General features: G+C 42.4%; 13 protein-coding genes. 6 read left to right on the top strand and 7 right to left on the bottom strand.

What is annotated here, in order from left to right:
• Nucleotides 1–119: 119 nt before the first annotated feature.
• Nucleotides 120–674, bottom strand: a complete 555-nt coding sequence (gene gmhB, locus ACLS0A_RS09210; protein WP_416083231.1) for a D-glycero-beta-D-manno-heptose 1,7-bisphosphate 7-phosphatase — start codon at nucleotides 672–674, stop codon at nucleotides 120–122.
• A 170-nt stretch (nucleotides 675–844) separates the two neighbouring features.
• On the opposite strand from gmhB, the gene metN reads away from it, so the two are divergent.
• The 5 genes from metN (at nucleotide 845) to gdhA (ending at nucleotide 5,811) form a co-directional block, all read left to right on the top strand.
• Entirely contained in the window at nucleotides 845–1,882 is a 1,038-nt protein-coding gene (gene metN / locus ACLS0A_RS09205; protein ID WP_416083230.1) for a methionine ABC transporter ATP-binding protein MetN, read from the top strand.
• Nucleotides 1,872–2,561, top strand: a complete 690-nt coding sequence (locus ACLS0A_RS09200; protein WP_110479617.1) for a methionine ABC transporter permease — start codon at nucleotides 1,872–1,874, stop codon at nucleotides 2,559–2,561. The genes metN and ACLS0A_RS09200 overlap by 11 nt, the downstream gene beginning before the upstream one ends.
• A 32-nt stretch (nucleotides 2,562–2,593) precedes the next feature.
• Nucleotides 2,594–3,424 (top strand): MetQ/NlpA family lipoprotein, encoded by an 831-nt coding sequence (locus ACLS0A_RS09195; protein WP_115248534.1) that lies wholly within the window; start codon nucleotides 2,594–2,596, stop codon nucleotides 3,422–3,424.
• A gap of 165 nt (nucleotides 3,425–3,589) precedes the next feature.
• On the top strand, nucleotides 3,590–4,216 hold the full coding sequence (locus tag ACLS0A_RS09190; RefSeq protein ID WP_416083229.1) for a YchE family NAAT transporter: 627 nt from the start codon (nucleotides 3,590–3,592) through the stop codon (nucleotides 4,214–4,216).
• A 245-nt stretch (nucleotides 4,217–4,461) separates the two neighbouring features.
• Nucleotides 4,462–5,811 (top strand): NADP-specific glutamate dehydrogenase, encoded by a 1,350-nt coding sequence (gene gdhA, locus ACLS0A_RS09185; protein WP_103854438.1) that lies wholly within the window; start codon nucleotides 4,462–4,464, stop codon nucleotides 5,809–5,811.
• 166 nt (nucleotides 5,812–5,977) lie between these two features.
• On the opposite strand, the gene ilvA is transcribed toward gdhA, so the two are convergent.
• The 6 genes from ilvA to ilvG form a co-directional block, all read right to left on the bottom strand.
• Complete coding sequence (ilvA, locus tag ACLS0A_RS09180; RefSeq protein ID WP_416083228.1) at nucleotides 5,978–7,525, bottom strand: threonine ammonia-lyase, biosynthetic; 1,548 nt, start codon at nucleotides 7,523–7,525, stop codon at nucleotides 5,978–5,980.
• A 10-nt stretch (nucleotides 7,526–7,535) separates the two neighbouring features.
• Nucleotides 7,536–8,213, bottom strand: a complete 678-nt coding sequence (locus tag ACLS0A_RS09175; protein WP_416083227.1) for a DUF1345 domain-containing protein — start codon at nucleotides 8,211–8,213, stop codon at nucleotides 7,536–7,538.
• Between the two features lie 94 nt (nucleotides 8,214–8,307).
• Nucleotides 8,308–10,149, bottom strand: a complete 1,842-nt coding sequence (gene ilvD / locus ACLS0A_RS09170; RefSeq protein WP_416083226.1) for a dihydroxy-acid dehydratase — start codon at nucleotides 10,147–10,149, stop codon at nucleotides 8,308–8,310.
• Nucleotides 10,150–10,187: 38 nt separating this feature from the next.
• Entirely contained in the window at nucleotides 10,188–10,703 is a 516-nt protein-coding gene (locus ACLS0A_RS09165; protein ID WP_416083225.1) for a GNAT family N-acetyltransferase, read from the bottom strand.
• Nucleotides 10,704–10,830: 127 nt separating this feature from the next.
• Nucleotides 10,831–11,061, bottom strand: a complete 231-nt coding sequence (gene ilvM, locus ACLS0A_RS09160; protein ID WP_330933956.1) for an acetolactate synthase 2 small subunit — start codon at nucleotides 11,059–11,061, stop codon at nucleotides 10,831–10,833.
• A gap of 25 nt (nucleotides 11,062–11,086) precedes the next feature.
• Entirely contained in the window at nucleotides 11,087–12,733 is a 1,647-nt protein-coding gene (gene ilvG, locus ACLS0A_RS09155) for an acetolactate synthase 2 catalytic subunit (protein ID WP_416083224.1), read from the bottom strand.
• Between the two features lie 352 nt (nucleotides 12,734–13,085).
• Between ilvG and ACLS0A_RS09150 the strand changes: the two genes are divergently transcribed.
• Entirely contained in the window at nucleotides 13,086–13,904 is an 819-nt protein-coding gene (locus tag ACLS0A_RS09150) for a Cof-type HAD-IIB family hydrolase (protein WP_416083223.1), read from the top strand.
• The last annotated feature ends 18 nt before the right edge of the window (nucleotides 13,905–13,922 follow it).

The following is a 13,922-nucleotide window of genomic DNA, read 5'->3' as shown; positions in this document are numbered from 1 at the left end:
TTTTTCATTTTTTTGTTGTTTGATTATTCTCTCAACGACATGAGGGGTTATCATCCAATTTTTGCTGAAGAAATGTAAAGTGCGGTAAAAAAATTAGCAACTTTTTTACCGCACTTCATTTATTTTTTAAGTTTCTTTATTAACGCTGGCAAGTCTGCCACACTATTTATCACAATATCTGCGGATTTTTCACTTTCTTCGGTTACTGCTTTTCCTGTTCGTACCAAAACACAGGTTTTTACGCCAGCCCCTTTGCCTGACTGCATATCTTCTTTTTTATCCCCCACCATAAAAGACTGTGTTGGATCGATATGTAATTCTTTAATTGCTTGCAATAACATTCCTGATTTTGGCTTGCGACAATCGCAATCTTCTATATATTCACCTTTACCCTCTGGGTGATGGGGACAATAATAGATGCCATCAAAATCCACTCCGCGATCCGCCAGCGACCAATCCATCCATTCTGTGAGTTGTAGGAATTGTTGTTCCGAAAAATAGCCTCTTGCAATGCCTGATTGATTAGTAACCAGCACCAATAAATAGCCCATTGCTTTGAGTTGCTGCAAGGCTTCAATGCTGCCTTCGATAAATTGGAAATCATCAATTTGATGTACATAACCGTGATCAATGTTGATCGTGCCATCTCGATCGAGAAAAATTGCTTTATTCACGTTTTGATCCTTGTTTATCTTTATTATTGCTATTTCGCTCAATTATGACTTAATTTTGTTCTAACTAATAGCTGAACATTCTAAAAATGTTGTGAATAAATATTGACATAGCAATCTAGACGTCTAAAATACGAAAAAACTTAAATTTAAGCATATTAAAAAGGGCTTATATGATTAAGCTAGAAAACCTTAGTAAAATTTTTGACATTGCGGATAAAAAAATCACCGCACTTGATGATGTCAATCTTCACGTTCCTAAAGGCCAAATTTGTGGCGTGATTGGCGCATCTGGCGCAGGGAAAAGCACGCTTATCCGTTGTGTGAACTTGTTGGAACGCCCAACGTCGGGTTCGGTAGTGGTAAATGGCAAAGAATTAACGCATTTGTCAGACAGCCAACTCATTCAAGAACGCCGTAATATTGGAATGATTTTCCAGCATTTCAATTTGCTCAGTTCGCGCACCGTTTATGGCAATATCGCGTTGCCGTTGGAATTAGCCGGTGAAAGCAAAGCCCATATTAAACAAAAAGTGGAACAGCTGCTTTCCTTAGTCGGATTAAGTGAAAAGCGCGATGTTTACCCTGCCAACCTTTCAGGTGGGCAAAAGCAACGTGTTGCGATTGCGCGTGCATTAGCAAGTGATCCAAAGGTGCTACTGTGCGATGAAGCAACCAGTGCGTTAGATCCAGCTACCACGCAAGCAATTTTAAAATTATTAAAAGAAATCAACCGCACTTTAGGTATCACTATTTTGTTAATCACGCACGAAATGGACGTGGTAAAACGCATTTGCGATCAAGTGGCGGTAATTGATAAAGGGCGTTTAGTGGAACAAGGCTCGGTAAGTGAAATTTTCTCTAATCCTAAAACCGAGCTGGCGCAGCAATTTATTAGCTCAACATTCCACATTAACTTGCCTGAAGAATATTTGGAAAAATTATCGCCAACCCCAAAACACCCAAATGCTTGGCCGATCATTAAATTTGAGTTTACTGGCCGTTCAGTGGACGCCCCTTTACTTTCACAAGCCTCTAAACGTTTTGGGGTGGATTTAAGTATTTTAACCTCGCAAATTGATTATGCGGGTGGCGTGAAATTTGGTTTTACCATCGCAGAAGTGGAAGGCAAAGAAGATGCCATTACACAAGCTAAGATTTATTTAATGGAAAATAATGTTCGTGTAGAGGTATTAGGTTATGTGGACTGAATTTAGTGCGGAATTTTCCCGTCAGCTTACCCCACAAGTGTGGCAACTTATCGCCAATAGCTCATTTGAGACCGTTTATATGAGCCTTGTAGCAACCTTTTTTGCCGTGCTATTTGGCTTGCCACTAGGTATTATCACCTTCTTAACCAAAGAAGGGCAAACCCTAAATAACAAAAAATTGAACCGCACTTTAGAAGTCATTATTAACGTTGGGCGTTCTATTCCCTTCATTATTTTGCTCTTCGATTTAATGCCCGTAACGCGTTTCTTAGTTGGCACAACCTTAGGTACAACGGCAGCTATCATTCCATTAAGTGTTGCCGCATTGCCATTTTACGCGCGTTTAACGGTAAACGCCTTAGGCGATATTCCAACGGGTTTAACAGAAACCGCCAAAGCAATGGGAACAAACGTTTGGCAATTGGTCACGCGTTTTTATTTGCCTGAAGCCCTGCCAATTCTCATTAAAGCAATGACACTCACCTTAGTTACGCTGATTGGTTATTCCGCAATGGCAGGCGCGGTAGGCGGCGGCGGTTTAGGTAACACCGCAATTTCGTTTGGCTTACACCGTAATATGCCTTATGTACTTTGGGTTTCTACTATTATCATCGTACTTATCGTAATGTTATGCGAAAAATACGGTAACAAATTAGCGAATCATTTTGATCATCGTTAATCTCAACATCACTCACTAAAAAGGAAAGTAAAATGAACTTTAAAAAATTATTCACTGTTGCAGCACTTTCATCAGTTTTAGCGCTAACTGCTTGTAAAGATGACAAAAAAACCGAAACCGCCGCAGCACAACCTGCTGCACAAAAAATTAAAGTGGGCGTGATGTCTGGCCCTGAGCATCAAGTGGCTGAAATTGCAGCGAAAGTGGCAAAAGAAAAATATGGCTTAGATGTGGAGTTCGTTGAATTTAACGAATATTCATTACCAAACCCAGCGGTAAGCAACGGTGATTTAGATCTTAACGCAATGCAGCACAAACCTTATCTTGATAAAGATTCACAAGAACACGGTTACAAAAATCTTGTGATTGTGGGTAACACTTTCGTGTATCCATTAGCGGGTTATTCGAAAAAAATTAAAAACGTGAACGAGTTAAAAGATGGCGCGATCATCGCAGTGCCAAATGATCCAAGTAACCTTGCGCGCGCATTAATTTTATTAGAAAAACAAGGCTTAATTAAATTAAAAGATAACACTAACCTATTCGCAACTTCTTTAGACATCGTAGAAAATCCGAAAAATCTACAAATTAAAGAAGTGGATACGTCAGTTGCAGCGCGTGCCTTAGATGATGTAGATTTAGCCGTGGTGAACAACACTTACGCGGGTCAAGTAGGCTTAAATACTGAAGAACACGGCGTGTTTGTGGAAGATAAAGATTCCCCTTATGTGAACATTATCGTTGCTCGTGAAGACAACAAAGACAGCGATGCCGTGAAAAACTTCGTGAAAGCTTACCAAACTGATGAAGTGTATCAAGAAGCGGTAAAATACTTCAAAGACGGTGTGGTTAAAGGCTGGTAGTCCCTTTCTTCTTTACTCAATTTTATACCATCGCCCCTGACAATTCAGGGGCGTTATTTTTCTCGGCTTTGCTATTTTCTCAGCAAAAAACCACCGCACTTTTCTTGTTGATTTGCTCAATCAATCCTATAATAGCGTCCCTATTTTCACTATTTTATTCTATCTATGGATCTCGCAATTTATATTCAATTTTTTGTCAGTCTTATTGCCTTGGTAAACCCGATTGGGGTTATTCCAATTTTTTATTCAATGACGACCGACCAAACACCCGCTCAACAAAATCGAACAGGGTTGATTACTTGTTTTTCTGTTTCTGTAATTTTGTTAGTTAGCTTCTTCTTTGGCAATATGATTTTAGAAGCCTTTCATATTTCCATTAACTCTTTCCGCATTGCGGGCGGGATCTTGGTGGCAATGATCGCACTCACAATGATTAACGGTAAAATCGGTGATCATAAAATCAATAAAGAAGAAAAAGCGGAAAACTTTGACGATTACAACAACATCGCCGTTGTACCACTGGCAATGCCGATTATGGCAGGCCCTGGCTCAATCAGCGCAACCATCGTGTTTGGCTCAAATCAAACTACTGTAATGGATTATGTTTACACATCACTCACCATCGCCCTATTTGGCTTATGTTGTTACATCTTATTACGCTATTCTGAGCCGTTAGTTAAAAAATTAGGCAAAACTGGCTCAAACGTTATCACCCGTATTATGGGTCTAATTTTGATGTCGCTAGGTGTTGAAATTATTGTGGAAGGAATTAAAAACCTTCATCTTTTCTAGTTCATTTCTTAAAGTGCGGTGCTTTTTTTAGAAATTTTTCACAAATCACCGTACTTTTTTGATAATCATCAAATCTCATATAAAAAATAATTTTTTTATAAAAAAATATTTGCAATATTCCCCCTTTTTGTTGCATAGTAATTCCCAAGCCGGTTTCTGAGGCTTATCTAAAGGCTGCAACGCCAGACTTTAGCCATTCTAATAATAAATTTATCAACATCATACACACATAAAGGAAGTAAACTATGTCACAAGTTAGCTCATTAGAAGAATTTTTAGCCAAAGTTGAACAACGCGATGGACACCAGCCAGAGTTTTTACAAGCGGTGCGTGAAGTGTTCACTTCAATTTGGCCATTCTTAGAGAAAAATCCACAATATCGTTCACAAGCGCTTTTGGAGCGTCTTGTTGAGCCAGAGCGTTTAATCCAATTCCGTGTAGCGTGGACAGATGACAAAGGACAAGTGCAAGTAAACCGTGCTTTCCGCGTACAATTCAACAGCGCGATCGGGCCATTTAAAGGCGGAATGCGTTTTCACCCATCGGTAAACCAATCTATCTTAAAATTCTTAGGATTTGAGCAAATCTTCAAAAACGCATTAACTACATTACCAATGGGCGGTGGTAAAGGTGGTTCAGACTTTGATCCTAAAGGCAAATCTGACGGTGAAGTAATGCGTTTCTGCCAAGCATTAATCAGCGAACTTTATCGCCACATTGGCCCAGACACAGACGTGCCAGCAGGCGACATCGGTGTTGGCGGTCGTGAAGTGGGCTACCTTGCTGGTATGATGAAAAAATTATCAAACCAAGCAGGTTGCGTGTTCACAGGGCGTGGATTGTCATTCGGTGGTAGCTTAATTCGCCCAGAAGCAACAGGTTACGGCTTAGTTTATTTCGCGCAAGCAATGCTTGAAGAAAAAAATCAATCATTCCAAGGCAAAACCGTTGTGGTTTCAGGTTCAGGTAACGTAGCACAATATGCCATTGAAAAAGCCTTACAACTTGGTGCGAAAGTGGTTACTTGTTCTGACAGCTCTGGTTATGTTTATGATGAAGCGGGCTTCACAGCAGAAAAATTAGCTGCGTTAATGGAAATCAAAAACGTACAACGTGGACGCGTGAAAGATTACGCAGAAAAATTCGGCTTACAATATGTTGCAGGCGAGCGTCCTTGGGGCGTGAAAGCAGACATCGCTTTACCTTGTGCAACACAAAACGAGCTAGACCTTGCTGACGCACAAAAATTGATCGCCAATGGCGTACAACTTGTGGCAGAAGGTGCAAATATGCCAACCACTATCGAAGCAACAGATGCACTACTTGAAGCTGGCGTATTATTCGGCCCAGGTAAAGCAGCAAACGCAGGTGGCGTGGCAACATCTGGTTTAGAAATGGCGCAAAGCTCACAACGTCTATACTGGACAGCGGAAGAAGTGGACGCAAAATTAAAACAAATTATGCTCGACATTCACGCAAACTGTAAAAAATACGGTACGGTGGAAGGCCAAGCGAACATCAATTACGTAACTGGTGCAAACATCGCAGGTTTCGTAAAAGTTGCAGATGCAATGTTAGCGCAAGGCGTTTACTAATCCTTAAAGGGCAAGACACATTATGGACTAAGCAAGTAGCGCGAAAGGACATTAATGTATTCATTCAAGCAAAGGGAGGTAAAACCTCCCTTTCTTTTTACGAGTAAAAATTCATAAAAAAACCACCGCACTTTCGTTGCGGTGGTTTTTCTTTTTATGTTTTAGCTTATCCTAAAAAATACTTATACGCTGGGCTGTTGGTAACATCTTGATAAGTATAGGCTAATTCTTCCAAATGGGTGTTGAAGCGAATTTCATCGTTTTCATCTAGTTGGAAGCCTGCAAGCACATTGCCGTAGTCTGCGCCGTGAGCGCGGTAGTGGAACAGTGAGATGTTCCAGTGCGTGCCGAGCATTTCAAGGAATTTAAGTAACGCACCTTTTTGTTCTGGGAACTCGAAGCTATATAAACGTTCTTTCGCCTTGCTTAATGAGCGTCCGCCGATCATATAACGAATGTGCGTTTTCGCCACATCATCATCAGACAGATCCATCACGGAATAACCTTGTTGTTGCAACTGCGCGATAATGTCATTTTTCTCATCTTCACCACGAATTCTCACCCCGACAAAAATGCAAGCTTGTGCTTGATCCGCATAGCGGTAGTTAAATTCCGTAACAGCACGATCGCCAAGCAAATGGCAGAAACGCAAGAAACTGCCTTTTTCTTCAGGAATGGTTACCGCAAGCATTGCTTCGTGTTTTTCACCAATTTCGCAACGCTCAGACACATAACGTAGCGTATGGAAATTTAGGTTGGCGCCCGATAAAATATTCACCAAGGTTTCCCCTTGAATGTTATTTTCTTTAACGTATTTTTTTAGCCCTGCCAGTGACACCGCGCCTGACGGCTCTGCAATTGCGCGTACATTTTCAAAAATATCTTTCATTGCGGCACAAATTTCATCTCCGTCCACCAGTACCACATCATCAAGATATTGCTGACATAAGCGGAAGGTTTCATCGCCAATGCGTTTTACTGCCACGCCATCGGCAAATAAACCCACTCGTTCTAAATCCACTGGTTGCCCAGCTTTTAAGGCGTGATACAGGCAGGCTGAATCCTTGCTTTCCACGCCTATTACTTTAATTTCTGGCATTAATTGTTTGATTAGCACGGCAACCCCTGCGGCTAAGCCGCCCCCGCCCACTGGCACAAAAACGCGGTCGATATTGGACGATTGTTGTAACAATTCAAGCGCCAATGTCCCTTGCCCTGCGATCACTAAAGGGTGATCGAAAGGGGGAATAAACGTCATATTTTTACTTTTAGAAAGTTCAATCGCCTTGCCTTTGGCTTCATCAAAGTTTGCACCGTAAAGTAGCACTTCACCCCCAAAACGGCGCACCGCATCTACTTTAATACTTGGCGTATTCTGTGGCATCACGATTAACGCTTTCAAGCACAGTAATTTGGCAGATAGTGCCACGCCCTGCGCGTGGTTGCCCGCCGAGGCCGCAATCACGCCAGCTTGGCGTTGTTCATCATTTAAGGCGGCGATCATTGCATAAGCGCCACGCAATTTAAAGCTATGCACAGGCTGGCGATCTTCACGTTTAATTAAAACCTGATTGTGCAGCCGCGCGGAAAGTTTATCCATTGGTTGCAAGGGGGTTGTTTGCGCTGCTTGATACACCACAGATCCCAGTTTCAAAATGGTTTTTAAATAATCATCTCCGCTCGGAGTTAGATTGCTAAATGCAAGGGTTGTCATTTTATTATCCTTAAATAAAACCAGAAATAATGTTAATTAATAAGGAAAGCACGGTTACGTTGAAAATAAAGGCGACAATGCTGTGAATTCCGCCCAAAATTCGCCCCGCTCTTGAAGAAAACATCACATCGGCCGTTTGTGCTGATGTGCCGATAATCAAGGCGGTGTAAATAAAATCATAGTAATTTGGCTCGGTTTGATAGCCATTTTGCCCGTTGCTCTGTGGAATTTGCAGTGGCATTGGCTCGCCGCTGACTTTCGCGTGATAGAACAAATGGGCATAGCGAATAGCAAACAGAATATGGATCACCAACCAAGAAAGGAAAATGGAAATAATCGCTAAAGTGATATGCCAAGCTTTTTCCATTGGTGGAAGATTTTGCGCAATGCTCACTAAGCGAACCAATGCCACGATACAAGCACCGATAATCACGCTAACGATGACGAACATTGCTTTTGTCCCAGCTTGGCGCTCTTGTAGCACTGCGGTCATCTGCTCGCGATGACGATGTTGTTGGCGAATTGTCCAGAATGTCCAAAATAAATACAGGCTCATTCCCATATCCCAAGAATAAATGAGATCGGTACTAATATCGCCTTGCGAGAGCAGGCGAAATGCCATAAAAGAGAGAACCACCAAGATCAAACTGGTGAAAAATTTAATATGCTGTTTTAGCATTTTTTGCATTTTGCTTTCCTTGTATGCCTAAATTTAGGCAGAAATTACAAAAAATTCGCGAAAAACGACCGCACTTTGATTTACACAAGGCGGCCATTTTGATTTAGTCGCTTAATTTGGAACGATCTCGCACCGCACCTTTATCTGCTGAAGTGGCGAAATAGCCGTACATTTTGAGTGCGAAAGACACTTCACGCTGACGATTTGCTGGCTTCCAACCTTTCGCATCTTGTTCTGCGCGGCGTGCGCTCAATTCTTGTTCCGATACCATTAATTGGATTGAGCGATTTGGAATATCGATCTCAATGGTATCGCCGTCTTTCACCAAGCCGATTGTCCCGCCTGCTGCAGCTTCTGGCGAGCAGTGTCCGATAGATAAGCCTGATGTACCGCCAGAAAAACGGCCGTCAGTTAATAATGCGCAGGCTTTGCCTAAGCCCATTGATTTTAAATAGCTGGTTGGGTAAAGCATTTCTTGCATACCCGGCCCACCTTTTGGCCCTTCATAACGAATAACCACAACGTGTCCTGCTTGCACTTTGCCGCCGAGAATACCGTTTACCGCATCTTCTTGGCTTTCAAATACAATTGCCTTTCCTGTGAATTTTAAAATGGATTCATCAACTCCCGCGGTTTTAACGATACAGCCGTCCAAGGCGATATTGCCGGAAAGCATTGCTAATCCGCCGTCTTGGCTATAAGCAAAGGCTTTACTGCGAATACAGCCGTTCTCACGATCGTCATCAAGGCTGTCCCAGCGGCAATCTTGTGAGAAGGCTTGAGTGGTGCGAATACCCGCAGGCCCTGCACGATAGAATTCACGAATGGCTTCATCTTGAGTGAGCATAATGTCGTATTTGGCAATTTGCTCAGCCAAACTTAGCCCTAATACGGTGCGAGTTTGGTTATCAAGCAATCCTGCACGATCTAACTCGCCTAAAATTGCCATAATTCCACCCGCTCTATGTACATCTTCCATATGATATTTGGCCGTATTCGGGGCGACTTTGCTTAAGCAAGGTATACGGCGGGACAGGCGATCAATATCTGCCATTGTGAAATCCACTTCCGCTTCTTGAGCGGCGGCGAGTAGGTGCAATACGGTGTTGGTTGAACCGCCCATTGCAATATCCAAGCTCATTGCATTTTCAAACGCAGGCTTAGTGGCAATGGAACGTGGCAATACGGATTCATCATCTTGCTGATAATATTTATTGCACAGTTCGACAATTTGTTTACCTGCGTCTAAGAAAAGTTGTTTGCGATCGGCGTGGGTCGCAAGGCAAGATCCATTGCCAGGTAGGCTTAAGCCTAAGGCTTCGGTTAAACAGTTCATTGAGTTTGCGGTGAACATTCCTGAACAAGAACCACAAGTTGGGCAAGCAGAACGTTCAATGGTTTCCACATCAGAATCAGACACATTTTTATCCGCACTTTGCACCATAGCGTCCACCAAATCCAATTTGATGAGCTGATCGGATAATTTGGTTTTGCCCGCTTCCATTGGGCCGCCAGAAACGAAAATCGTTGGAATATTCAAGCGCAGTGCGGCCATCAACATTCCTGGGGTGATTTTATCGCAGTTAGAAATACACACCATTGCGTCTGCACAATGGGCATTTACCATATATTCCACACTGTCAGCGATTAAATCGCGAGAAGGCAAGGAATACAGCATTCCGCCGTGTCCCATTGCGATGCCATCATCAACGGCAATGGTGTTAAATTCTTTCGCCACCCCGCCTGCTTGCTCAATTTGCTGAGCCACCAGCTGCCCAATGTCTTTAAGGTGAACGTGGCCGGGAACAAACTGGGTAAAGGAATTAACCACCGCAATAATGGGTTTGCCGAAGTCATTTTCTTTCATTCCTGTGGCGCGCCATAACGCACGCGCCCCTGCCATATTGCGACCTTGTGTGCTGGTCGCGGAACGTAATTTAGGCATAATCTCTCCAACTTTTATCTTTGTTATAAATGTGTAAGCTAACTTTCTAACTGAAATGCGCTATCGTATTGCACAATGCCTTTAAGAGCTTGTGCAAATGAATCTAATTTTATCCCCATAAAATAGTGATCAGGTACCTCAAAAGGCGGATAAATATTAAATTGGCTTGCGGGAAGATAACCAAATTTTCCATAGTATTGCGGATCGCCTAATACAATAATATAAGAATAGCCAAGTTGTTTGGCATAATGATGTCCTGCAGTAATTAATTTTTTCCCAATACCTTGCCGCTGAAATTCTGGCAAAACGGCAAGCGGTGCGAGTGCTAAAGCTTGATCTTCACCAATAGTAACCCGTGTAAATAAAATGTAGCCAAGTAAACATTTATCTTGTTCCGCAACTAACGAGAGTTCAGGAATAAAAGAATCACTTGTCCATAAACGTTGCACCAAATCTTGCTCCGTGCCATCAGAATGTTCTGCGTTTTTAAACGCTTGCTTGACGAGCTGATAAATAGCAACACTATCTTTTGGAGTTGAAAAACGGATATTCATTTCAATAATTTCCTACAAAAAATCCACCGCACTTTATAAATAATGCGTTGATATTAATCATCATCCATTTTGTAGCGGCGAATTACGATCCTTTTGGATGATAGGTTACCGCGAGTATCAGATGTTTTCATTGATAGCCTTGTTTTATCTCGAATACATCAGGCAATTTAACTAATTGATTTACCAATAATTCCACCGCTCTTTCACTTTGCACCACAACGTGTAAAGTGATTTCTTGTTGTTGGCTTTCAGTTTGTAATTTAATCACCTCAAAACCGCGATGACGCATTACGCGCAATAAACGCTCTAAGGTTTCTGGGCGTCTGTTGGCGCGGATTGATAATTCATACTGTTGCATAATTTTCCCCACAATTCCTTTTCTATTATTCTTCAAGCATATCCACGTTACAGGCATTTGGTGGCACAAGTGGCCACACGTTTTCTTCTGCTGGGATACAAATATGTAATAAATAAGCGCCTTCCGCTTGGAATAAACGATCTAATGCCGCTTGCACTTCTTCGCCAGATTCAATGCGCTCGCCTTTAATATCAAAGGCAGAAGCAAGTGTAACGAAATCAGGGTTGTCATCTAAAATCGTATTACTATGGCGCGCTTGGAAGAATAGGGTTTGCCATTGACGCACCATTCCTAAGCGTTGGTTGTCTAATAAAATGATTTTTACCGGCGTTTTGCCACGTTTAATTGTGCCGAGTTCCTGCACGTTCATCATTAATGAACCATCTCCAGTGATTAAAATCACATCATCATTTGGACGTGCTTTCTGCGCGCCAATCGCCGCTGGCAAGCCAAAGCCCATTGAGCCAAATCCAGCTGAAGTGATGAAATTTTCAGGCGCATAATGTTTCATATGCTGTGCTGACCACATTTGATGTTGCCCCACATCGGTAACCACAATGGCGTTTTTCGCTTTTTGATTAGAAACGGTGTTAAGCAACCACCAAGGGTTAATCGGTTGTTTGCCTTGATTTTCAGCATAACGGAAATCAAAATCTTGTTTTAACTTATTGATTTCTTTATGCCAATCTGCCAAATCTAATTTCATTGTTAAGGCACGGAAAACTTCGCTTAAATCACCACGCAATGCTACATCTGGACAGCGTAATTTGCCTAATTCTGCCACATCAATATCACAGTGAATCACTTTAGCGTTCGGCGCAAAGGTGTCTAATTTGCCTGTTACACGATCGTCAAAACGCGCGCCAAACACTAACAATAAATCAGATTCTTGTGTGGCTAAATTGGCGGCTTTGGTGCCGTGCATACCAATCATTCCCATATAATAAGAGGTTTCAGGCAAAATTGCGCCCAAGCCTTTTAAGGTGGAAATACTTGGAATTTCTGTGGTGGCTAAAAACGCACGCAAGGCTGGCACGGCGTTCGCCATTCCCACGCCACCGCCAACATACACTACAGGGCGTTTGGCATTTTTCAATAATTCCACCGCTTTTTCCAATTCAGCAGGATCAAGTGCGGTCGGTTTTTCCACAGGAAGTGTGAAAGGTTGCAAATCGGTTTCGGCAAATTGCACATCTTTTGGAATATCAATAAGCACAGGGCCAGGGCGACCACTTTGGGCAATTTGAAAGGCTTTGGCGATAATTTCAGGAAGTTCGTCAATGCTTTGAACGATAAAACTATGCTTGGTACAAGCTAGCGATAATCCCAACACGTCAGCTTCTTGGAATGCGTCCGTCCCAATTAACGACGTTGCCACCTGCCCCGTTATTGCCACCACAGGAATGGAATCCATTAACGCATCACCTAATCCTGTGATTAAATTAGTCGCACCTGGGCCTGAGGTAGCAATGCACACCCCCGTTTTCCCGCTTGCTCTGGCATAGCCAATCGCAGCCATTGCCGCGCCTTGCTCATTGCGACAGAGCAAATGTTCCAAACCCGAATCATAAATGGCATCATAAACTGGCATTATCGCCCCACCTGGATAGCCAAATACAATATCCACATTGTGTGCTTTCAAGCACTCCGTTACTAATCTTGCACCGTTCATATTCCACCTTTCTGGTTATTAATCGCTATAAAAAAAGCCTCTCGAAGATCTCTGCGAGGGGCTTTCTATATACAAATTGAGTTATAAATTTATTCTATTTGTTAACAAGCCAAAACCTCGCAGTGTTCACCACCACGAGGTTAATAATAATGCCAATAAGAGAATAAAATTTTGTCATTGTCTGAATCCGATTTGAGCATTCCGCTTTTAATGCTGTTATTGATACCACATTCAAAATAGAAATCAAGGAATTTTTTACATTTCGCAATCGTTTTCCTGAGAAAATAAAAAGTGCGGTCATTTTTTCGCATAATTTGCTATCATACTCCCGTTTTGTTGAAGGAGTTTGACTATGCAAAATCAACCATTTCGTGCTGTGGTTTCAGATTTAGACGGCACATTGCTCAATGGGGATCACGTTATCGGTGATTTTACTATTGAAACCCTTGAAAAATTAGCGCAAGAGAAGATTGATATTATTCTCGCCACGGGGCGGAAGTATGAAGACGTGGCGCATATTGTTGGCAAGGTGAAGCTGGATAATGCGGTGCTTATCACGTCAAATGGCGCAAAGACGCATAATCTGCAAGGTAATTTGCTGCTCAGCAACAGTTTGCCTGATGAAATGGCAATGGAAATAATGCAGACCCCTTATGATGAAAAAAATGTGTTCGCTAATAGTTATCAAGATGATGGCTGGTTTATCAGCATTGATATGCCTGAATTAGCCAAATATCATCAAGATTCGGGCTTTATGTATCAAGTGGTGGATTTCAAACATCACCACGGACGTGGCACGGAAAAAGTGTTTTTTATTGGTCGCACACCCGCTGATCTCGCCCCGATTGAAGCGCATTTGAAAGCGCGTTTTGGTGATGCGATTTATATCACCTATTCCACGCCGCAATGTTTAGAGATTATGAATAAAAACGTGTCAAAAGCCACCGCACTTGCCCAAGTGGTACAAGGGCGTGAATATGGTTTGAGCGCGTGCATTGCCTTTGGTGATGGTATGAATGATATAGAAATGCTCAGCGAAGTGGGTAAAGGTTGCATTATGGGCAATGCAGATCCGCGCTTGGTGCAGGCTTGTCCGCAGTTAGAGCAAATTGGCTTGAACCGCCACGAAGCAGTAGCGAGCTATTTGCGTGCTACCTTTGGTGTGTATTAAGTTAGAAAGCAGGTAAAA

Source organism: Avibacterium volantium (assembly GCF_049366555.1).
GTDB lineage: Bacteria > Pseudomonadota > Gammaproteobacteria > Enterobacterales > Pasteurellaceae > Avibacterium > Avibacterium volantium_A.
This window is presented reverse-complemented; position numbering and strand designations above follow the sequence as displayed.

Coding starts and splice junctions, on each gene's coding strand:
- metN (WP_416083230.1), top strand. CDS start 845: ATGATTAAGCTAGAAAACCTTAGTAAAATTTTTGACATTGCGGATAAA.
- ACLS0A_RS09200 (WP_110479617.1), top strand. CDS start 1,872: ATGTGGACTGAATTTAGTGCGGAATTTTCCCGTCAGCTTACCCCACAA.
- ACLS0A_RS09195 (WP_115248534.1), top strand. CDS start 2,594: ATGAACTTTAAAAAATTATTCACTGTTGCAGCACTTTCATCAGTTTTA.
- ACLS0A_RS09190 (WP_416083229.1), top strand. CDS start 3,590: ATGGATCTCGCAATTTATATTCAATTTTTTGTCAGTCTTATTGCCTTG.
- gdhA (WP_103854438.1), top strand. CDS start 4,462: ATGTCACAAGTTAGCTCATTAGAAGAATTTTTAGCCAAAGTTGAACAA.
- ilvA (WP_416083228.1), bottom strand. CDS start 7,525: ATGACAACCCTTGCATTTAGCAATCTAACTCCGAGCGGAGATGATTAT.
- ACLS0A_RS09175 (WP_416083227.1), bottom strand. CDS start 8,213: ATGCAAAAAATGCTAAAACAGCATATTAAATTTTTCACCAGTTTGATC.
- ilvD (WP_416083226.1), bottom strand. CDS start 10,149: ATGCCTAAATTACGTTCCGCGACCAGCACACAAGGTCGCAATATGGCA.
- ACLS0A_RS09165 (WP_416083225.1), bottom strand. CDS start 10,703: ATGAATATCCGTTTTTCAACTCCAAAAGATAGTGTTGCTATTTATCAG.
- ilvM (WP_330933956.1), bottom strand. CDS start 11,061: ATGCAACAGTATGAATTATCAATCCGCGCCAACAGACGCCCAGAAACC.
- ilvG (WP_416083224.1), bottom strand. CDS start 12,733: ATGAACGGTGCAAGATTAGTAACGGAGTGCTTGAAAGCACACAATGTG.
- ACLS0A_RS09150 (WP_416083223.1), top strand. CDS start 13,086: ATGCAAAATCAACCATTTCGTGCTGTGGTTTCAGATTTAGACGGCACA.